This is a genomic window from Sphingopyxis sp. H115 (assembly GCF_001468465.1).
Lineage (GTDB): Bacteria > Pseudomonadota > Alphaproteobacteria > Sphingomonadales > Sphingomonadaceae > Sphingopyxis.
This window is the reverse complement of the sequence record NZ_LNSA01000002.1, coordinates 230,775-249,803: the sequence shown is the minus strand read 5'-3', so window position 1 is coordinate 249,803 and position 19,029 is coordinate 230,775. Positions and strand designations below refer to the sequence as shown.

The window sequence follows — 19,029 nt, the reverse complement described above, 5'->3', positions numbered from 1 at the left end:
CAATCGGGCCAACCAGGGCCGGTGCAAGCAAGACGGGTCGATTCACTTTCCTTTCACACCGGGCGGTCTATGATGCGTGTCGAGGGACCGCTCGCATCGCTGGAGCCACTATGCCCTTGAGCCGCGAGATGCAGCGACTGCGCGCCGAACATGCGGCGCTCGTCACGCTGTCGCGGATCATCCTTGCGATGACCGATGCGGCGCATCCCCCCGAGGCAAGCGAACTGGCGTCGGCGCGCGGCGCGCTTCGCGAGGCGCTGGTTCGGCACCTGAAATGCGAGGACTGGATATTATATCCGCGGCTGATGGCGACGGGCGACCCCGGCCTGATGCGGACGACGCGTGCGTTCGAGCTGGAAATGGGAAGCCTGTCGGCGGATTATGTCGCTTATGACGAGATGTGGACCGGCGCGCGGGTGGCGGCGGACTGGCCCGGTTTCTGCCGCGCGACGCGAAGCATATTCGGCCAGCTCACGATGCGGATCGAGCGCGAGGAGCACGAACTCTACCCGCTCGCCGACGCGCTTCACAGCGCCGCTCAGGTGCTGGATCCCGCGGTCAGGGCCGGATAGACAATTTCCAGCTGAGCGCCACGCGCCAGTCCTGGTCGAACCCTGGCACCGGCTGTTTCCATGCATCGGCGAGTTCGAGCCCGATCGTCGCATTTTCGGCATAGGACAGGCGCACCCCGCCGCCCCAGCTGCCGAGGCGGAAATCGGTGCGGGGGATCGTCGTCCGCTCGAGCAGGGTGACTTCGGCATAGTCGGCGAAGGTGTAGATCTCGCTTTTGGCGAACTTGCCGCCGCGCAGCGGCCGCCACGCGATCTCGCCGAAGGTCGCGACGCCGCGGTCGCCGTTGACCAGCCCGTCGTCGAAGGCGCGGCCAAAGCTGGCGCCGCCGACGCTGAAACGTTGCGCGGCGGGCAGGCGGTCGCGCGTCCAGCGTCCCGTCGCCGCGAACCGCACGATCGCCGCCTTGCCGATCGCCTGGTTCGCCTCGACGCTGGCGTCGGCATAGAGGAAGCCCGCCTCGCCCGCGCCGGGATCGACCCGCGCGCCAGCGATGTCGAGCCCCTTGGCGCCGCCGATCCGCGCGCCGATGACGGTGCGGTCCTCGGTGAGGCGGAAGGCCAGGTTGCCGCTCGCAGTCCAGGTTTTTTCGGCGGCGATCGTCGATCCGAACAGCGCATTCTTCGAATCGAGATAGTCGATCCGCGCCGACGCAATCAGATTGCGCCGCGTCGCGCGGATCAGCGGATGGGAGACGCCGGCGCCGGCGCTCCACGCCTCGCCGTCGATCGCCGGGCCTTTCGGACGGGTGCGCAGCGCCGCCGCGGTCAGTTCGAAGCGGGTCCCGTCGGCGCCGATCGGCGTCGAGTGGCTCGCCGCGAGATAAAGCAGGGATTTGAGATTGACCGCCGCGGCGCCGGTCAGCCGGGTTTCGTCGCCGCCGCGAAACAGGCTGGTTCCGCGCGCATTGGCTTCGAGGATCCCGTCGTCGACGAACGGGCTGGTGCGCGTCGTGAAACCGACGCCGATAGTGGGCTTTTTCGCGTCGAGCGCGAGGTCGAGCGCGACCGCGCCGGGCTCGCTGCCGAGCGCGAGCGTCGGGGTGACGGTGACGCCGGGGACGTCGCCGATATTGCCGAGCGCGCGTTCGAAGCGGGCGCGCGGCAAGGGTTGCTGGCTGCGCAGCGGTGCGGCCATTTTTTCGATCAGTGGCGCGGGGCCGCCTTCCTTTTCGCCGCTGAGGGTGACGGCAGCGATATGGCCTTCGGCCGAGGCGACGGTGACAACGCCCTCCGACAAATCCTGCTCGGGAATGACGAGGGTGAAGAGCGCGACGCTCGACCGGTTATAGGCGCGCGTCATCGCGGCGGCGAGTTTGGCAAGATTGTCCGCCGATGCGCGCTTGCCGACAAAGCGCTGCGCCGCGCGGGCGACATTGGCGGGAACGCCGGCGCCGACGAAGCGGATTTCGCGGATCGTCACGTCGGCGCGCGCGCCGAGGTCGACCTTGCCGAAGGACAGGCTGTTGGTTTCGGGATCGGGGAGCGGCTCGCGCTCGCGCGAACCGGGGGCAAGCGGCGGGCGACCGTCGAGCGGCGTTGCCGTCGGCCGGGCGGCGAGCGCCGCGACGGGAAGGAGCAGGGCTCCCGCCGCCGCGGCACAGGCTTTGTGCAGAATGCACATGGGCGGTATCAGTTGCCGCCCTTGGGATTGAGACCGCCAAGCAGCGTTCCGACGGTGTCGGTGACCCCGGAGACGAGCCCAGTCACCGGAAGAGCGGCCGGGTCGCCGGTCGCGCGGCCGCCGGTCAAGCCTCCTGCCGTCCCGTTCGTCACCTGTCCGAGCGCCCCGGTCGCGGTCGTGACGACATTGCTGACGAGCGTCGTTGGCGATCCGGCGGTACCGCCGGGAGTCCCGCCGGCCAGGCCGCCGGTGACGCCGCCGAGGAGATTGCCGCCGGTGCCCGGTTGCAGGGTGACGAGCTGGCCGGCCGATCCGACGCCGACGGTCAGCAGGCTGCCATTCTTCTGGCCGGGCGACAGGATGCTCGCGCCGATCAGCGGCGAGGCATTGGGGCTGCCCAGCGCCGTTGCCTTGCCGATCGTCGCGGTCACGAGTTGGCCGGGGGCGGCGGTGAGGCCGTCGACCAGATATTGCTGGCCGCCTCCGGTCTGGACGAGGGTCACGCCTGTCGCCTTCACGACGCCGATGACGGTGCCGACGAGATTGGTGCCGCCCGGCACCTTGCCGTCTACGGCATTGGCGAGCAGGAGGCCCTTGTCGGCGACGACGTTGACGAGGCCGCCCGTCTTGACCAGCACTCCGCCGATCACGGGATTGACGTTCTGCGGGTCGCCGGTGTTCGCGAGCAGTCCGGTGCCGGCAACGCCGCCGGGACCCACAAGGCCGCCAACCGCGAGGGCGCCTGCATCGCCAAGGGCGAGGCCGCTGCCTGCGGGGCCGGCTGGGCCTGCGGGTCCTGCAGGACCGGCCGGGCCGGTCGCGCCGGTGGGGCCGACCGGACCTGCGGGACCGGTCGCGCCCGTCGCTCCGCCGGGACCGACGCTGCCGACGCGATAGTTGCCCGACGATTCGCAGGCGGCGAGGGTCAGGCATGCCGGGATCAAAAGCAGGCAGGCCGGGCGAAATTCAAGACGAGACAAATGCATTGAAGCTCTCCTTGATTCTGGGGTCCCCCACGAACCATAAGAAAAGCCCGTCAAAAATAGTTCCATTATTTCAATTGATTAATACTAGATAACCATGTTTGAAAGCCATCATGTCAGCCGGGTGACGGCACGTTCGCGCTTGTGGTAATTTTTTCCGCTTAACCCTCTTTTTCGGGATGCCGTGCCCGAATTGCGACAAAAGAGCGCAGCCGCAATGGCCCTCGAGGGGTATTGGCGCTGCCGCCGATCTTTCTTCTTTCCGTCATCGGCGCGTCACGCCTTCGCCGCCGCAAAGCAATATCGCGTCCCTAAAGCCCCCGCGACCCCGGGCCATTTCGGTGCCGGGACAAGGGGATCTCACGCCATGACCTATCAGTTCAGGAACCGCCTGCAGGCCGGGGCCGCCGCGATCGCCATGCTGGCCGCGACGCCGGCCTTTGCCGAAGAGGCCGCGGTCGACGCCGTCGATGCGGCCACCGACGGCGAGGAGATCGTCGTGCTCGGGCGCGGTCAGGCGCGACAGGTGCAGGAACTCGGCGCCGCCGATATCGCGCTCGAAGTGTCGGGGATCAGCCCCTTGAAGGCGATTGACAAGCTGCCGGGGGTCAATTTCCAGGCGGCCGACCCGTTCGGCGCCTATGAATGGTCGGCGCGCATCTCGATCCGCGGTTTTTCGCAGAACCAGCTTGGTTTCACGCTCGACGGCATCCCGCTCGGCGACATGAATTACGGCAACCACAACGGCCTCCACATCAGCCGCGCGATCATCAGTGAAAATGTCGGCCGCGTCGAAGTGGCGCAGGGCGCGGGCTCGCTGGCGGCGGCATCGACGAGCAACCTTGGCGGTACGATCGAATTTTTCTCGCGCGAGCCGGCCGATATGTTCGGGATCGAGGCGTCGGGCACCTATGGCAGCGAAGACACCAAGCGCGCCTTCATCCGCCTCGACAGCGGAGACATCCTGTCGGGCGGACCGCGCCTGTCGCTGAGCTACGCTTGGCAGGATGCCGACAAGTGGAAGGGCGACGGCGTCCAGCGCCAGCACCAGGCCAATGCGCGCATCGTCCAGCCGGTCGGTGACGGCCAGTTCTTCGGTTTCGTCAACTATTCGGATCGCCGCGAGAACGACTATCAGGACATGAGTGCGGACATGATTGGCCGTCTCGGCTACGGCTGGGACAATTATGCGAAAGACTGGGATCTCGCGGTCGAGGTCGCCAAAATCTTCCAGAACCAGGTTGCTCAGAATGGCGGCGCCCCGCTTCCCTATCCGTCGGCGGGGCTTGCCTTTCCCGCACCGGTCGCCACAGTCGACGATGCTTATTATGATGCTGCCGGCCTGCGTAAGGACTGGCTTGCCGGCGTCGGGGTCGATGCGCCGCTGAACGACTATTGGACGATGAAGGTCACCGGCTATTATCACGGCAACGAGGGACGCGGGATTTGGTTCACCCCGTATGTCACCACCCCCGGCGGCGCCCCGATCACGATCCGCACCACCGAATATGAGATCGAACGCTATGGCATCGTCGCCTCCAGCCTGTTCACGCTCGGCGCGAACACGATTGAACTCGGCATGTGGTACGAGGACAACGACTTCAACCAGGCGCGCCGCTTCTATGGCCTTGCCGACACCGCTGGCGCGCCGAGCCGCAGCAGCCTGAAATTCCCGACCGATCCGCTGGCGACCCAATGGGAATTCGATTTCAACACGCAGACGCTGCAATATCATGTGCAGGATACGCTCGACCTTGGCCGCTTCCAGATCAACGCGGGGTGGAAAGGGCTGCGCGTCACCAATAACGCGACACCGGTCGTCAGCGGCGGCCTCGCCTCGGGCCGCACCGAGGCGAAGGACTGGTTCCTGCCGCAGGCGGGTCTGCTCTATCGCCTGAACGACGATAACGAGCTGTTCGCGAGCTATACCGAGAATATGCGCGCGTTCGAATCGTCGGCGACCGGCGGCCCCTTCGCGACGACGCAGGCGGGCTTCGACGCGCTCGACCTGAAGCCCGAGACCTCGACGACCTATGAATTGGGTTTTCGAACCAAGTCGTCGCGCTTCCAGGCGGTGATCGCGGGCTATTATGTCGACTTCAAGGACCGCATCATTGCCTTTGCCAACGGTTCGGGAATCCAGGGCAATCCGGCGATCCTCAGCAATGTCGGCGACGTGCGTTCGTGGGGCGTCGAGGCGGCGGGGACGTATCGCGTCACCCCCGAACTTTCGCTCTTCGCCTCCTACGCCTACAATGATTCCGAATATCAGGACGACGTCGTGACCGCCGCGAATGTCGTGGTGGCGGCGACCGCAGGAAAAACGGTGGTCAATTCGCCCAAGCATCTTGCGAAGGGTGAGGTCACTTGGGACAATGGCGATTTCTTCGCGCGCGTCGGTGCCAATTACACGTCGAAACGCTATTATTCTTATGAGAATGACGCCGAGGTTGGCGGCTTTATCATCGTCGACGCGAGTATCGGATACCGGCTGAACGAGCGCATCTCGATCCAGGCGAATGCGACCAACCTGTTCGACAAGGAATATGTCTCGACGATCGGCACCAACGGCTTTGCCAATAGCGGCGATGCGCAGACGCTGCTCGCTGGCGCGCCGCAGCAATTCTTCGTGACGCTGAAGGCCGGTTTCTAGCTTATGTAGAGCGGGCCGATTCCGTTTCTCAATGATTGACGATCATGGCGCGGTCCAGCTAGGGCCGCGCCATCATTTTTTGGGAAATAAGTTCATGACCGATACGCCCCCCGATCATCTGTCGACCAATCCGCGCTCGCCGCATTTCGACATGGAGGTGCTGCAACGCGGCATCGGAATCCGCTTCAAGGGCAAGGAGCGCACCGACGTCGAGGAATATTCGATCTCTGAAGGCTGGATCCGCGTCGCCGCAGGCAAATCGAAGGACCGTTTCGGCCAGCCGATGACGATCAAGCTGTCGGGGGAGGTCGAGGCCTGGTTCGAAGACAAGGCCGACGAAGGCGAGGCGCCTGCCGCGGATTGACGCTCGCCGTCCCCCGATGTGCTGAGGCATTTCAGGCCCGTCGATCCCCCAAAAATGCGATCCCCCGAAATGGAAACCACCCGGAGCGGCGGGCCGCCCCGAGTGGCTTCGTCGCTCGCCGAGCCCGAGGGGGGGGGGAGGCTCAGTTGCCGAGCGAGGCAACGACCATTTCGAGGCCGTTGCCGGGTTTCCAATCATTTTCTGCCCAGACGGGGGCCTTGAAGCTGGGGGCGGGGTTCGGCGCTCCCGCATCGCCGTTGGCGTAAATGAAGCCCTGCACCGGGTTTGCGCGCAGGCCGAGGTCGGCGATCGGCGCGTACCACACGCGGACCATGCTCCAGTCGCCGGCATCGCTGACATCGACGACGCGCACATTGCGTTCGATCTGGCCGCGGCGGCCGTTGATCGGCGACCAATTGGCATGATCGATCAGGATTTCGCGGTCGTTGACGACCTTTTTCACCACAGCGACATGGCCCATGGGCATGCCGCGGGTGCCGGCGAACGCCATGACCGCGCCTTTGCGCGGCTCGGCGCCGCGTTCATAGCTGCCGGCAGCTTGCGACCACCAGGTCTTGGCATTGCCGCGAATTTCGACGCCGGATTCGGCGCGGGCAAAGGGAACGCATTGCAAATAGTCGCGGGCAGCGGCGGGAACGCTCGCGATCAGGCCGGTGATGGTCATCACGGACGCGACGGCGGCTGCCAGATAGCGACGATAGAACATGAGATGCGACCCCCGATGGCTTGTCTTCAAGCGTTGGAGCGTCTTTGCTATGGCTGGCGCCGACGACCAACCGCCTAGCGACGAATTGCGCCTGTCCTGCGGTGGGTGGGGGAACCTTTTGTTAAGACGTTCAATTCGTCGCCCGGAGCCTTCGCTCCGTCCCGTCAGGCGGCGACGGTCGCGATATCGTCGGGCCGGCGGAACAGGGTTAGCACATCCGAAGCCGGCATCGGGCGCCCATAATAATAGCCTTGGATATTGCTGCATCCGAAGCTGCGAAGCGTCTCGACCTCGAGTTCGGTTTCGGCGCCCTCGGCGGTCGTGGACATGCCGAGGCTGTCGGCGAGTGCGACGACGGCGCGGATGATCGCGATCGATTCGATGCTGCCCTTGGCGGCGCCGACGACGAAGCTGCGATCGACCTTGATTGTCGAGAATTGTGTCTTGCGCAGATAGCCGAGCGACGAATAGCCGGTGCCGAAATCGTCGAGTGACAGCCGTATGCCGAGCCCGATCAGCTGGTCGAGCAGCTGCGCCGCGCCGCCGCCGTCGCGCAGGAATACGCTTTCGGTGACTTCGATCTCGAGCCGCTGCGGCGACAGTCCGCTTTGCGCCAGCGCCGAGACGACGACCGAGGCGAAGCTGGGGTCGGTCAGCTGGTCGGCCGACACGTTGATTGCGACCTTCAGGTTCGAGGGCCATTTCATCGCCTCGCGGCACGCCGTGCGCAAAACCCATTCGCCTATCGGTGAAATCAGGCGCGCATCCTCGGCGAGCGGAATGAACCGGCCGGGCGAGACATTGCCGAGTTTCTGGTTGTTCCAGCGGATCAGCGCCTCGAAGCCGTTGAGCGTGCCGTCGGCGGCGGTCACCACCGGCTGGTAATAAAGTTCGAATTCGCCCCGTTCGAGCGCACCGCGCAGCTCCTGTTCCATCACGCGCCGTTCCTCGGCCTGGGCGTGCAGCGAGGCGACATAGGCGGCGACGACATTGCCGCCCTTGTCCTTCGACTTGTAGAGCGCAAGGTCGGCGTTGCGCGTCAGCGTCTCGACCGTCGCGCCGTCGGTCGGGCCGATCGCGAAACCGACGCTTGCGCCGACGAACAGCTGGTGGTTGTCAACCACATAGGGCCGACTGATCGTCGAGATGATCCGCTGCGCGAGCTCCTCCGCCGTTTCGGCCGAGGGCAAATTATGGAGCACGACGGCAAATTCGTCGCCGCCAAGGCGACCGCACGTCATCCCGCGTTCCATCAGACCCTTGAGCCGCGCGGCGACCTGCGCCAGCAATTTGTCGCCAACGGGGTGGCCCAGCGTATCGTTGACCGCCTTGAACCGATCGAGGTCGATCATCAGCAGCGCGCAGCGCGACTTGGCATCGATTGCCTGAGCGATCGCGCGTCCCAGATCCTCGTTCAGGCTGAGGCGGTTAGGCAAACCGGTTAGGTTGTCGAACCGTGCCATCTTGGCGATCTGTTCGGCGCTCGCACGCTGTTCGGTCACGTCGGAGCCGACGCCCCGAAAGCCGAGAAACTTGCCCGCCTCATCGAGACGGGGCGAGGCGGATAATTCCCACCAGCGCGGGGCGCCGCCGATCGTCACTGGAACGATCAGATTGGAAAAGCTTTCGCGCCGCTTCATCCGTTCGGCCATGTCGTGCAGGCTCTTTGGAAAGAGGCCGGTGTCCCACGCGTCGCCCGACAGCGCCTGGAGCAGCGGAATGCCCTCCAGCCCTTCGGCCGTGCCGCCGAGCGCATAGGCAAGGCGTGGCGAGACGTGGATCAGGCGGCGGCTGTTGTCGGTCTGCCACAACCAGTCGGCGGAGGTTTCCTCGAATTCGCGGAGCAGCAGACTGACCGTTTCGGTCTTTTCGTGCAGCACCTCTTCGGCGCGGCGAAAGCGGATATGGCTTTGCGCGAAACGGACACAAAAGGCGCAGAGCAGCAGTCCGGCGACGAGTGCCACGCCCGCTAGTTGGGGCGCCCCGGCACGGACGAGTGCGACGGCGGCCGACAGGGTAACGGGGCCGATGAACAGCACGCAGGCCAGCGGAACGCTGTGCGCGACGATCGCCAACGTCACCATCATCAGCACGGCGATCGTCCACATCGACAGCACATGGTCGAGCGTCGGGGCCGGCCCCTGTAACCAGAAGGGAGACCCCCAGAGAATTGCCGAATAGAGCGCGTGGCGGGTGCAGAGCCGATATTCTGCGATCCCCGAAAGCTTCGGATCGCCGAGCGGCAGGTCCCGGAACTTGCGATACGACCAGAAGCCGAAAATCAGCGCCGAAACCAGCCAGCCGCCCGCGATCGGCAGCGGCACGCCGAGGATCATGGTGAAGGCCGCGACCAGCGCCATGCCCATGCCCATCACAAGGCGCAGCGAGCCGCGGCCGCGAAGCGGCGCGAGCTGGAGCTGGCGGAGGTTGCCGATGTCTTCGCCCTGCGGGCCCAGCCCCAACAGGGTCCGCGCAGGAATCACTTCGGCAGCTATCGGGTCGGTCAACAGGCTCTTCACCCGCTCCGTTTAGCGCGCGGGTATTACCCGAAGGTAACTAGCGGACTGTTCCGGGGCGAATTTCTGTCCCGACCGGGGACAATATCGGGGTCGGGTGTAATGGCGGTTTTGGGGGTGGTGAGCCGACGTTCCTCCCAACCCTTGTCATTCCCGCGAAAGCGGGAACCCAGTGGCTACGCTAGTTCGCTAGGTTCCCGCTTTCGCGGGAATGACGAAGAAAGGAAATGGCAACTAACGGTCGAAACCGGCCGCGCCCGGCCCTTACGCCGCCATCGCGAAAGGCTGGATTTCTCCGGCCAGATATTGCGCGCGCGCCTTTGACCGGCTCAATTTGCCCGAGCTGGTGCGCGGCAGCGTGCGTGGCGGGATCAGTTCGATCAGGCAGTTCATGCCGGTGATCGCACGCACGCGGTCGCGGATCGTCTCGCGCAGCGCGAGGCGTTCGGTTTCGTCGCTGGTGCGGCACTGGACGAGCACGGCGGGGGTTTCCTCGCCGCCCGGGGTAGTGATCGCAAACGCCGCGATGTCGCCCGACTTGAAACCGGGCAATTGTTCGACCGCCCATTCAATGTCCTGCGGCCAGTGATTTTTGCCGTTGATGATGATCATGTCCTTGGCACGGCCGACGATATAGATGTAACCGTCTGACATATAACCCATATCGCCCGTATCGAGCCAACCGTCCGCCATGCAGGCGGCGGTCGATTCGGGGTCGCGGTAATAGCCGGTCATCAGCGACGGGCCGGTGCACCACACTTTGCCGACGGTCTGGTCGGGCAGGGGATTGCCCGCTTCGTCGCGGACCTCGATGGTCATGTCCTTGACCGCTTTGCCGCAGTTGACGATCGCACGGTAGCGGGTCGGACGGCCGCTGTCGTTCGCGGCGCCCGACAATTCGGTTTCCTCGACCAGTTCGACGACGATGCCTTCGCCCGGCGGCATGATGCTGACCGCGAGCGTCGCTTCGGCAAGGCCATAGCTCGGCAGGAAGGCGCTCGCCTTGAAGCCCGCGTCGGCAAAGGCATCGACGAAGCTCTGCATCACGTCGGGGCGGATCATGTCGGCGCCATTGCCCGCGACGCGCCAGCGCGACAGGTCGAAACGGTCGGCGACATGGCTCTGGCTCGAGATGCGGCGCGCGCAAATGTCGTAGCCGAAGGTCGGCGAATAGCTGAGCGTCGTGCCGCTGTTGCGGCTGATCAGGTCGAGCCAGGCGAGTGGGCGGCGGGCGAAATCCTCGGTCTTGAGATAATCGACCGACACCTGGTTCGCGACGGGCGAAAGCAGGCAGCCGACAAGGCCCATGTCGTGATACCAGGGCAACCAGCTGATGCAGCGGTCGCTGTCCTGAAGCTCCATGCCGTGCGAATGCGCCGAGAGATTGTTGAGCAAGGCGCCATGCGTCACTGCGACGCCGTGCGGAAAGCGCGTCGAGCCGCTACTGTACTGGAGGTAGCAGGTCTCGTCGGTCTTTTGTTCGGGCAGGCCAGCGACGGGGGCGGGGCGTTCGGCAAAGGCGCTCCAGTCGATCGGCGCGACGCCGCGCTGCTCGGCCGCTTCGACTGCCATCGCGGCGATTTCGGGCGGGAAGAACAGCATCTTGGGGTCGCAGCTGGTCAGCTGGACGACGAGCTGGCCGACATAGGAATCGCGGCCGCCGAAACTGGTAGGCAGCGGCAGCGGCACCGGCCAGGCGCCGGCATAGATAGTGCCGAAGAAGAGCGCGGCGAATTCGGGCCCGGTTTCGGCGATCAGCGCGATGCGGTCGTTCGGCTGCACGCCCGCCGCGATCAGGCGGTAAGCGGCCGCCAGCGCGTCGGCCTTGAGCTCGCGATAGGGATAGGGGCGCACAAGCTTGCCACGTGGGTCGTGGAAATTGAGTCCCCGCGAACCCGCGGCGGCATAGTCGAGCGCCTCGCCCACGGTGGCGAAGTCGGAAAAGCGGCGCGGCTGCGCGCATTCGGTCGGCGTCGGCACGAGCGCGTCGGCCGAAACAGTTTCGATATCGGTCATAGGGGCTGCGACATCCCGCGATAGGGGCCGCGCGGCAACAAGCATGTCATCTTTTTGAGCCATGTCAGCGTGCGCGAACCTTATATTATTTGAACAAATCGCCCATTTCCGGGCTTTGATGCCCCGATATGGCGGTGTTGATCGTTCTCAATCGGGCCCGACTGTGGCACAAACATGGCACATGCCCAAGCATCGTGCTCCATCCGACCGTTCCAGAAGACCCCTCGGCGCGGCAAAACTCGACGAGCTGGCGCTCGCCTATGTGGCGCGATTCGCGACGAGCCGGGCGAAGCTGACGCGTTATCTTTCCAGAAAAGTCCGCGAATCCGAATGGATAGATGATGTTGACGCCATGACGGCGTGCGAAGCGATCGCCGACCGGATGGAACGGCTCCGCTATCTCGACGATCGCCAATATGCAACGATGCGCGCGGGGGCGATGACGCGGCGCGGGCTCGGGGTGCGGCGGGTCAAGGCGCAGCTATATGCCGACGGGATCGCCGAGCAGGACAGCAGCGAGGCTATCGAAGCGGCCGCAGGTGTCGCCGCGTCGGCGGCGATTGATTTTGCGCGGCGGCGGCGGTTCGGGCCCTTTGCCGCCCGCGCGATCGACGATCCGAGACTGCGCGAACGGCAAATCGCCGCTTTTTTGCGCGCGGGGCACGGCATCACGATCGCGCGCCGCATCCTTGCCGTCCCGCCGGGGGACGACGCCGCGCTGGCGGCGCTGGACGATGCGGCGGGCCTCGATTAGGGCACGACCAGCCGATGCCGGGATAAGGATTTGCAGATGCGCTTCATGTTGACCGCCCTTGCCCTGTCGCTCGCGCTGCCGATGGCGGCATGCAGCAGCGATCCTGTCGCGCAGGCCGAAACGGCGGCGACGATCCCGCTGACGATCGAAATGGCGGGCAAGGCGCATCGGTTCGACGTCGAGGTCGCGCGTACCGCCGCCGAGCAGGATCGCGGTTTGATGTTCCGTACCGGCCTGCCCGAGCGCGGCGGGATGATCTTTCCCTTCGAGAAGCCGCAGATCGGCAGCTTCTGGATGAAGAACACGCTGATTCCGCTCGATATGATCTTCATTCGCGCCGACGGCAGCATCGACCGTATCGCCGAAAATACCATACCCGAATCGCTCGAACCGGTGGTCAGCGGGGGCGAGGTGAGCGCGGTTCTCGAACTCGCGGGCGGCACCGCGGCCCGGCTCGGTATCGACGAGAGTGCCAAGGTGACGTGGAAAGATACGAAATAGCGGTGCGCCGCGCGGTTTGACGCTTGCGGACCGCGCGCGCTTGCCTGTAAACGCCACGCCATGAGCATCTTGGGCAAGATTTTCACTTGGTGGGACGGCGCAACCGTCGGCACGCTGCTGAACAGCTGGAGTACGGGCGAGAAGGTCGGGGAGGACAGCCTCGGCAACCGCTATTTCCGCGCAAAAAAGGGCGGCCGCCGCTGGGTGATCTATAATGGATCGAACGATGCGAGCCGCGTCCCGCCCGAATGGCACGGTTGGCTGCACGGCACATTCGACGAATTGCCAGCCGACGTCCTGCCCGCACCGCGCGCGTGGGAGAAGGAACCGAGCGCGAACCTGACGGGCAGCGCGGGCGCCTATCGCCCTGCGGGCGCGCTCGAACGCGGCGGTCACCGGGCCGCGGCGACCGGCGACTATGAGGCCTGGCGGCCCGGCGCCGACTGAGCCTGAGTTGAGGCCGCGTCCCCTCCGTATCGCGTTCATGGCGCTGGTCGCGACGACCGCGCTGACGGCGTGCGACCAGACGCCGACCAAAAGCGGCGGCAGCGACAAGGCGCCGCAGGTCGCCAAATCCGAACGCGTGCCGCAGGAAGTCGGCGGGATCGAGGGCGCGACGCCGATGGCCGAGCGCGTCGCCGTCGTCGGCCTGCTCAACAAGCGCAACGGCCTTGTCCGCGAACTCGAGATGAAGCCCGGCGATTCGGCGCGCGTCGGCCGCGCCATCGTCCGGCTGCGCGCGTGCGAACAGACCGCGCCATGGGAAGACCCGCCCGAAACCGGGGCCTTTGTCCAACTGACGGTGCAGGACCAGCGCGACGACAAATGGTATCGCGTCTTTTCGGGCTGGATTTTCCGCGAGCGGCCCGACCGCAACGTGATCGAGCACCCGATCTACGACGTTTTCGTCAAAAGCTGCGCGATGACATATCCGGGCGGCGAGCCCGTCGCGCGGTCGGTGCCTAAATCGGGTGCGGCGCCCAAGGCGTCGAGCGCGCCCCAGTCGCCCGCGACGAACGGCGGCGAAGGCACGGCGACGCCGCCCGCCGCTCCGCCGGTTGTTCCAGCCCCGGCACCCAAGGCGGCGCCGTCGCCTCCCGCCAACACCGAATAGAGCCGCGCGAGATAATCGGCCTGGCGGATCTCGATCGCGCCCAGGCTGGCGAGGTGCGGGGTGATGAATTGACAGTCGAGCAGTTTCCAGCCGCCGGCGATCAGTCGCGCGACGAGATGGGCTAGCGCGACCTTCGACGCGTCGCGCGCACGGCTGACCATCGATTCGCCGAAAAACGCCCGCCCGAGCGTGACGCCGTAGAGGCCGCCCGCCAATTCGCCATCGAGCCAGCACTCGACGCTGTGCGCGTGGCCGATCTGGAACAGGCGGTCGTAACTCGCCTTGATTACGGGATTGATCCACGTCGTCGGCCGGTCGGTCGCGGGCGCGGCGCAGAGCGCGACCATGTCGGCAAAGGCGGTGTCGGTGGTGACGCGGAACCGGTCGGAGACGATTACCTTTTTCAGGCTGTGCGACAGATGGAAGCCGTCGAGCGGCAAGATCGCGCGCAGCCGCGGCTCGACCCAATGGACCGACGGGTCGTCCGCCCCGTCGGCCATCGGGAAAATGCCCTGCGCATAAGCGCTCAGCAGCAGCGCCGGGTCGATGGACTCAAAGTGTTTCAGCTCGCGGGCTTCACAAATTTCAGCGTCATGCGGTCCGATTCGCCGATCGCGATATATTTGGCGCGGTCGGTTTCGCCTTCGCGCAGTACGGGCGGCAACGTCCAGACGCCCTTTTCATAGTCCTTCGTATCCTTGGGATTGGCGTTGATCTCGCTCTTGCCCGCGAGCTTAAAACCCGCGGCCTCGGCAAAGGCGATGATCGAGCTTTCCTTCATATAGCCCGATTTTTCTTCCTTCGCGGCCTCGTCGCCTTCATTCAGCCGATGCTCGACGACGCCGAGCGTGCCGCCGGGTTTGAGCATCGCGAAAATCTGCTTGAACGCGTTCGCGGTGTTGTCGGCGCCGTCGAAGCGCCAGTTGTGGACGTTGCGGAAGGTCAGCACGACGTCGGCGCTGCCATCGGGAACCTTGGGATTGGCGCCCGTGGCCGGGAACTCGGCGAGCTTCAGCGCGCCATAGGTACCCATATCGGCCGCCTGTTTTTCCTTGATCCGGTTAAGTCCGCGCTCCCACGGCGCAGCGACATAGAGGGCGCCGCCGCCGGATTTCGCCAGCGGGGCGAGAATTTCGGTGTACCAGCCGCCGCCGGGCCACAGCTCGACCACCGTGTCGCCAGGCTTCACGCCGAAGAAGGCGAGCGTTTCGGCCGGATGCCGATACGGGTCTCGCGCCAGGTTGGCGGGGGTACGGGTCGGCGCAGCGACCGCAGCGGCGATCGCGTCGCCCGCCTTCGGCGCAGCGGCGTGGCCAGCATGGCCGTCGTGTTGCATCGCGACGGCGGGGGCGGCGATCGCGATGGCGGCACTTGCAACTATCAATAGCGGACGCATATGGGGCACCTCTCTCCAAGGGGATCGTCTCCTTGCGGAGACTTGGGGAAGCCTCTGTTTGCGAAGGGATGCGCGGCAATGCAAGTGTCGATGCTGTCGGTGGCGATTGCGGCCGCAGTGCTATTCGGCGTTGCCGAGATCGCCAACTGGCGCCGCAACAACCGCCGCGATGTCGACGACGTCGGCTTCATGCCGTGGCGCGGAATCGCGCTGGCGGCAGCGGGAGCGGCGCTATTCGCGACGGCGTTCTGGCTGGCCGGACGCTAAACCTTACAGGCAGGCTTCGAGATAGGGCTGGTCGAAGCCGTATTGGCGCGCCTTTTCGAGCGTATAGGGGCGCAGGCCCATCGCACGATATTCGCCGACGATCTTGCCGTCCTTGTCCTCGTCCAGATATTCGAACTTGAACAATTCCTGCGTGACGATGACGTCGCCTTCCATGCCGATCACCTCGGTGACGTTGGTGACGCGGCGCGAACCGTCGCGCAGGCGCTTGATCTGGACGATCAGATCGACCGAGTCGGCGATCTGCTTCGAGATCGCTTCCTTCGGGATCTTGATGTCACCCATGAGAACCATGTTTTCCATGCGGCCGAGGCATTCGCGCGGGCTGTTGCTGTGCAGCGTACACATCGATCCGTCGTGACCCGTGTTCATCGCGGCGAGAAGGTCGAAACATTCGGCGCCGCGAACCTCGCCCATGATGATGCGGTCGGGGCGCATGCGCAGCGCGTTCTTGACGAGGTCGCCCATGTGGATCGCGCCATTGCCCTCGAGGTTCGCGGGGCGCGTTTCGAGCGGCAGCCAGTGCGGCTGTTGCAGGCGAAGTTCGGCGGCGTCCTCGATGGTCAAAACCCGTTCGCCGGGGTCGATCATCTTCGACAGCGCGTTGAGCATCGTCGTCTTGCCCGACCCCGTACCGCCCGAGATGACGATGTTGAAGCGGCTGGCGCCCGCGATCTTCAATGCGGTACACATCTTCTGGCTCATCGCGCCCCACTGGCAGAGCATGTCGAGCGTGATCGGCTTCGCGGAGAATTTACGAATCGAGATTGCGGTGCCGCGAAGCGAGAGCGGCGGCACGATTACGTTGACGCGGCTGCCGTCCTTGAGGCGGGCGTCGGCGAGCGGCGTGGTCTGGTCGACGCGGCGACCGACCATGTTGCAGATGCGCTGGGCGATCTGGAACAGATGCTGTTCGTCGCGGAACTGGATCGGCGCGATGACCAGTTGGCCCTTTTTTTCGATATAGGTCTGGTACGGGCCGTTGACCATGATGTCGCTGATGTCGGGATCGGACAGCAATTCTTCGAGCGGACCGAAGCCAAGCAATTCGTCGACGAGCACCTTTTCGAGCGCGAACTGTTCGCGGCGGTTGAGCGTGATGCGCAGCTCGGCGAGCACTTCGAGGATAATCGGGCGGAATTCCTCGGTCAGCTCGTCCTTGCTCAGCGTCGCTGCGGCCTCGGGATCGACGCGTTCGAGCAGGCGCGGCAGCACTTGTTCCTTGATCTTGTGGACGCTGGCTTCAAAACCTTGCGCCTTTTCGGGCTCCATCGCCTCGGCCGTCGATCGCTGGTTCAGCCGCTCCATCGCTTCTTCTTCGGGCGACAGGTTCGACGGCATCTGCGGGATGTCGACGGGCGGCGGGGTGTCGATGGCAGGGAATTGCGCGCCGCCTGGCACGCCGGGGCCACCCTGCATCGGCTTCGCCACGCCAAAGGCGGGGCGACCAGCGGTTCCGGGTCGGCGTCCGAATGCACTCATTCGCTTTGTCCTGCTTTCCTGTCCTGTCGGAAGTGTCACAGCCGTGGCTGACGAACTCCCATCTAAAAGGGTGAATAAGCCGGAAACTTTGACATTCTCCTAATGCGCGGGGGCGATTGTGAAGCGGGCACAAAAAAGCCCGCATCCAAAGGGGATGCGGGCTTTTTGATCCGGCGCGAACGCGCGGCAGCAATCAGTTTGCGATATGTTCCGCCAGCACGGTCAGGCCCGCTTCGTTAACCTCGGCAAAGCCGCCTTCGACTTCGATCACTTCGGGTTCGGCACCTGCGGTCGTGTAAATGGTCAGCGGTCCGTTGCGGAGCGTCGCCATGAACGGCGCATGGCCTTCGAGCACCGAGAAATCGCCCTCGGTCCCTGGCACGGTGACCATATGGACGTCGGCGGTCCGCTCGAGGCGGGCGGGAGTGACGAGTTCGAACTTCAGGGCCATTGATTTGTCCTCTGACCCCTCCCGCTTGGGGAGGGGTGTAGGTTTGTTACGCGTCTTCGGCGAGCTTGGCGGCCTTGGCGACCGCTTCGTCGATGCCGCCGACCATGTAGAAGGCCGCTTCGGGCAGGTGGTCATATTCGCCGTCGACGACGGCCTTGAACGACTTCACCGTGTCTTCGATGGCGACGAACTTGCCGGGGATGCCGGTGAAGACTTCGGCGACGTGGAACGGCTGCGACAGGAAGCGCTGGATCTTGCGCGCGCGGGCGACGACCAGCTTATCTTCTTCCGACAGTTCGTCCATGCCGAGGATCGCGATGATGTCCTGCAGCGACTTATACTTCTGCAGCGTTTCCTGAACGCGGCGGGCGGTTTCGTAATGCTCCTGGCCGACGGTCGCGGCGGTCAGTACGCGCGAGGTCGAGTCGAGCGGGTCGACCGCGGGATAGATGCCGAGTTCCGAAATCGCGCGGCTCAGCGTCGTCGTCGCGTCCAAGTGAGCGAACGAGGTCGCCGGCGCGGGGTCGGTCAAGTCGTCCGCGGGGACGTAAATGGCCTGCACCGAGGTGATCGAACCCTTGGTGGTCGAGGTGATGCGTTCCTGCAGCGCGCCCATGTCGGTCGACAGCGTCGGCTGGTAGCCCACTGCCGAGGGAATGCGGCCGAGCAGCGCCGACACTTCCGAACCCGCCTGGGTAAAGCGGAAGATGTTGTCGACGAAGAACAGAACGTCCTGGCCTTCCTGGTCGCGGAAATATTCGGCCATGGTGAGGCCCGAGAGCGCAACGCGGGCACGGGCGCCCGGGGGTTCGTTCATCTGGCCGAACACCAGCGCGACCTTCGACCCGTCGGGGGTCGGGTTGCCGTCGGCGTCCTTGGCGATAACGCCGGCGTCGAGGAATTCGTGGTAGAGGTCGTTGCCTTCGCGGGTGCGTTCGCCGACGCCCGCGAACACCGACACGCCGCCGTGGCCCTTGGCGATGTTGTTGATCAGTTCCTGGATCAGCACGGTTTTGCCGACGCCCGCGCCGCCGAACAGGCCGATCTTGCCGCCCTTAGCATAGGGGGCGATCAGGTCGATGACCTTAATGCCGGTGACCAGAATCGCGGCTTCGGTCGACTGGTCGACGAATTCGGGGGCCTTGGCGTGGATCGGCGCGGTCATGCCGGCGTTCACCGGGCCGCGCTCGTCGATCGGGTCGCCGATGACGTTGAGGATGCGGCCGAGCGTCTGCGGGCCGACCGGAACCGAGATCTGCGCGCCGGTGTCGGTCACGGGCTGGCCGCGGGTCAGGCCGTCGGTCGCGTCCATCGCGATCGTGCGGACGGTGTTTTCGCCGAGGTGCTGCGCGACTTCGAGGACAAGGCGGTTGCCATTGTTGTCGGTTTCGAGCGCGTTCAGAATCGCGGGCAGTTCGCCGGTGAACTGGACGTCGACGACGGCGCCGATGACCTGTGCGACGCGGCCCGTTGCGGTGCCGGCGGCGGCGGCCTTGGGCGCAGCAGCCTTCTTCGGCGCAGCAGCCTTGGGCGCGGCGGCCTTCTTGGCGGGGGCCTTCTTTTCAGCGGGAGCGGTTGCCATTGGTTTCTTCCT

At 65.2% G+C, this 19,029-nt stretch carries 17 protein-coding genes and 1 pseudogene; 8 read left to right on the top strand and 10 right to left on the bottom strand.

Annotation, left to right across the window (positions count from 1 at the left end; translation table 11 throughout):
- Positions 1 to 110: 110 nt before the first annotated feature.
- Positions 111 to 572, top strand: coding sequence for a hemerythrin domain-containing protein (locus ATE71_RS22390; RefSeq protein ID WP_058801924.1), 462 nt, complete (start codon positions 111 to 113; stop codon positions 570 to 572).
- Here the strand turns inward: ATE71_RS22390 and ATE71_RS02885 are convergent.
- Positions 559 to 2,193: a ShlB/FhaC/HecB family hemolysin secretion/activation protein gene (locus ATE71_RS02885; RefSeq protein ID WP_058801923.1), complete on the bottom strand. Its 1,635-nt coding sequence runs from the start codon at positions 2,191 to 2,193 to the stop codon at positions 559 to 561. The two genes, ATE71_RS22390 and ATE71_RS02885, sit on opposite strands and share 14 nt — an antisense overlap.
- 8 nt (positions 2,194 to 2,201) lie before the next feature.
- A complete protein-coding gene (locus ATE71_RS22690; RefSeq protein WP_201022916.1) occupies positions 2,202 to 3,179 on the bottom strand; it encodes a hypothetical protein in 978 nt (325 codons plus the stop codon).
- 364 nt (positions 3,180 to 3,543) lie between these two features.
- Between ATE71_RS22690 and ATE71_RS02875 the strand changes: the two genes are divergently transcribed.
- On the top strand, positions 3,544 to 5,829 hold the full coding sequence (locus ATE71_RS02875) for a TonB-dependent receptor (protein ID WP_058801921.1): 2,286 nt from the start codon (positions 3,544 to 3,546) through the stop codon (positions 5,827 to 5,829).
- Positions 5,830 to 5,923: 94 nt separating this feature from the next.
- Complete coding sequence (locus ATE71_RS02870) at positions 5,924 to 6,193, top strand: DUF3297 family protein (protein ID WP_058801969.1); 270 nt, start codon at positions 5,924 to 5,926, stop codon at positions 6,191 to 6,193.
- A gap of 142 nt (positions 6,194 to 6,335) precedes the next feature.
- Here the strand turns inward: ATE71_RS02870 and ATE71_RS02865 are convergent, their stop codons facing one another.
- The 3 genes from ATE71_RS02865 to ATE71_RS02855 form a co-directional block, all read right to left on the bottom strand.
- Entirely contained in the window at positions 6,336 to 6,920 is a 585-nt protein-coding gene (locus ATE71_RS02865; protein ID WP_058801920.1) for a CHAP domain-containing protein, read from the bottom strand.
- A gap of 164 nt (positions 6,921 to 7,084) precedes the next feature.
- Positions 7,085 to 9,439 carry a putative bifunctional diguanylate cyclase/phosphodiesterase gene (locus tag ATE71_RS02860; protein ID WP_058801919.1) on the bottom strand — a complete coding sequence of 785 codons (2,355 nt, stop codon included), beginning with the start codon at positions 9,437 to 9,439 and terminating at the stop codon, positions 7,085 to 7,087.
- A gap of 261 nt (positions 9,440 to 9,700) precedes the next feature.
- The gene (locus ATE71_RS02855; protein WP_058801918.1) at positions 9,701 to 11,452 is read right to left on the bottom strand and encodes a fatty acyl-AMP ligase; all 1,752 of its coding nucleotides are present in this window, start codon (positions 11,450 to 11,452) and stop codon (positions 9,701 to 9,703) included.
- A gap of 181 nt (positions 11,453 to 11,633) precedes the next feature.
- On the opposite strand from ATE71_RS02855, the gene ATE71_RS02850 reads away from it, so the two are divergent.
- The 4 genes and pseudogenes from ATE71_RS02850 to ATE71_RS23145 form a co-directional block, all read left to right on the top strand.
- Positions 11,634 to 12,206, top strand: a complete 573-nt coding sequence (locus ATE71_RS02850; protein WP_058801917.1) for a regulatory protein RecX — start codon at positions 11,634 to 11,636, stop codon at positions 12,204 to 12,206.
- Between the two features lie 36 nt (positions 12,207 to 12,242).
- Entirely contained in the window at positions 12,243 to 12,707 is a 465-nt protein-coding gene (locus tag ATE71_RS02845) for a DUF192 domain-containing protein (protein WP_152998615.1), read from the top strand.
- 60 nt (positions 12,708 to 12,767) lie between these two features.
- Positions 12,768 to 13,154, top strand: a complete 387-nt coding sequence (locus tag ATE71_RS02840) for an NADH:ubiquinone oxidoreductase subunit NDUFA12 (RefSeq protein WP_058801916.1) — start codon at positions 12,768 to 12,770, stop codon at positions 13,152 to 13,154.
- Positions 13,126 to 13,566: pseudogene (locus ATE71_RS23145) on the top strand (DUF2155 domain-containing protein); the annotation flags it as partial. The gene ATE71_RS02840 and the pseudogene ATE71_RS23145, both read left to right, overlap by 29 nt.
- Positions 13,567 to 13,601: 35 nt before the next feature.
- Here ATE71_RS23145 and aat read toward each other — a convergent pair.
- Positions 13,602 to 14,387, bottom strand: a complete 786-nt coding sequence (aat, locus tag ATE71_RS21570) for a leucyl/phenylalanyl-tRNA--protein transferase (RefSeq protein ID WP_152998614.1) — start codon at positions 14,385 to 14,387, stop codon at positions 13,602 to 13,604.
- Positions 14,384 to 15,217: a class I SAM-dependent methyltransferase gene (locus ATE71_RS02830; protein WP_058801914.1), complete on the bottom strand. Its 834-nt coding sequence runs from the start codon at positions 15,215 to 15,217 to the stop codon at positions 14,384 to 14,386. The genes aat and ATE71_RS02830 overlap by 4 nt, the downstream gene beginning before the upstream one ends.
- Before the next feature lie 78 nt (positions 15,218 to 15,295).
- Between ATE71_RS02830 and ATE71_RS02825 the strand changes: the two genes are divergently transcribed.
- Entirely contained in the window at positions 15,296 to 15,484 is a 189-nt protein-coding gene (locus ATE71_RS02825) for a hypothetical protein (protein WP_058801913.1), read from the top strand.
- Positions 15,485 to 15,487: 3 nt separating this feature from the next.
- Here the strand turns inward: ATE71_RS02825 and ATE71_RS02820 are convergent, their stop codons facing one another.
- From ATE71_RS02820 to atpD, 3 genes are all read right to left on the bottom strand, one after another.
- The gene (locus ATE71_RS02820) at positions 15,488 to 16,984 is read right to left on the bottom strand and encodes a CpaF family protein (protein WP_058801912.1); all 1,497 of its coding nucleotides are present in this window, start codon (positions 16,982 to 16,984) and stop codon (positions 15,488 to 15,490) included.
- A gap of 193 nt (positions 16,985 to 17,177) precedes the next feature.
- Positions 17,178 to 17,435: an ATP synthase F1 subunit epsilon gene (locus tag ATE71_RS02815; RefSeq protein ID WP_058801911.1), complete on the bottom strand. Its 258-nt coding sequence runs from the start codon at positions 17,433 to 17,435 to the stop codon at positions 17,178 to 17,180.
- 46 nt (positions 17,436 to 17,481) lie between these two features.
- Complete coding sequence (atpD, locus tag ATE71_RS02810; RefSeq protein WP_082665039.1) at positions 17,482 to 19,017, bottom strand: F0F1 ATP synthase subunit beta; 1,536 nt, start codon at positions 19,015 to 19,017, stop codon at positions 17,482 to 17,484.
- Between the last annotated feature and the right edge of the window lie 12 nt (positions 19,018 to 19,029).

Coding starts and splice junctions, on each gene's coding strand:
- ATE71_RS02865 (WP_058801920.1), bottom strand. CDS start 6,920: ATGTTCTATCGTCGCTATCTGGCAGCCGCCGTCGCGTCCGTGATGACC.
- ATE71_RS02815 (WP_058801911.1), bottom strand. CDS start 17,435: ATGGCCCTGAAGTTCGAACTCGTCACTCCCGCCCGCCTCGAGCGGACC.
- ATE71_RS02825 (WP_058801913.1), top strand. CDS start 15,296: ATGCAAGTGTCGATGCTGTCGGTGGCGATTGCGGCCGCAGTGCTATTC.
- ATE71_RS02870 (WP_058801969.1), top strand. CDS start 5,924: ATGACCGATACGCCCCCCGATCATCTGTCGACCAATCCGCGCTCGCCG.
- ATE71_RS02850 (WP_058801917.1), top strand. CDS start 11,634: ATGCCCAAGCATCGTGCTCCATCCGACCGTTCCAGAAGACCCCTCGGC.
- ATE71_RS02830 (WP_058801914.1), bottom strand. CDS start 15,217: ATGCGTCCGCTATTGATAGTTGCAAGTGCCGCCATCGCGATCGCCGCC.
- ATE71_RS02820 (WP_058801912.1), bottom strand. CDS start 16,984: ATGAGTGCATTCGGACGCCGACCCGGAACCGCTGGTCGCCCCGCCTTT.
- ATE71_RS02875 (WP_058801921.1), top strand. CDS start 3,544: ATGACCTATCAGTTCAGGAACCGCCTGCAGGCCGGGGCCGCCGCGATC.
- ATE71_RS02885 (WP_058801923.1), bottom strand. CDS start 2,193: ATGTGCATTCTGCACAAAGCCTGTGCCGCGGCGGCGGGAGCCCTGCTC.
- ATE71_RS02855 (WP_058801918.1), bottom strand. CDS start 11,452: ATGACCGATATCGAAACTGTTTCGGCCGACGCGCTCGTGCCGACGCCG.
- ATE71_RS22390 (WP_058801924.1), top strand. CDS start 111: ATGCCCTTGAGCCGCGAGATGCAGCGACTGCGCGCCGAACATGCGGCG.
- ATE71_RS22690 (WP_201022916.1), bottom strand. CDS start 3,179: ATGCATTTGTCTCGTCTTGAATTTCGCCCGGCCTGCCTGCTTTTGATC.
- ATE71_RS02845 (WP_152998615.1), top strand. CDS start 12,243: ATGCGCTTCATGTTGACCGCCCTTGCCCTGTCGCTCGCGCTGCCGATG.
- atpD (WP_082665039.1), bottom strand. CDS start 19,017: ATGGCAACCGCTCCCGCTGAAAAGAAGGCCCCCGCCAAGAAGGCCGCC.
- ATE71_RS02840 (WP_058801916.1), top strand. CDS start 12,768: ATGAGCATCTTGGGCAAGATTTTCACTTGGTGGGACGGCGCAACCGTC.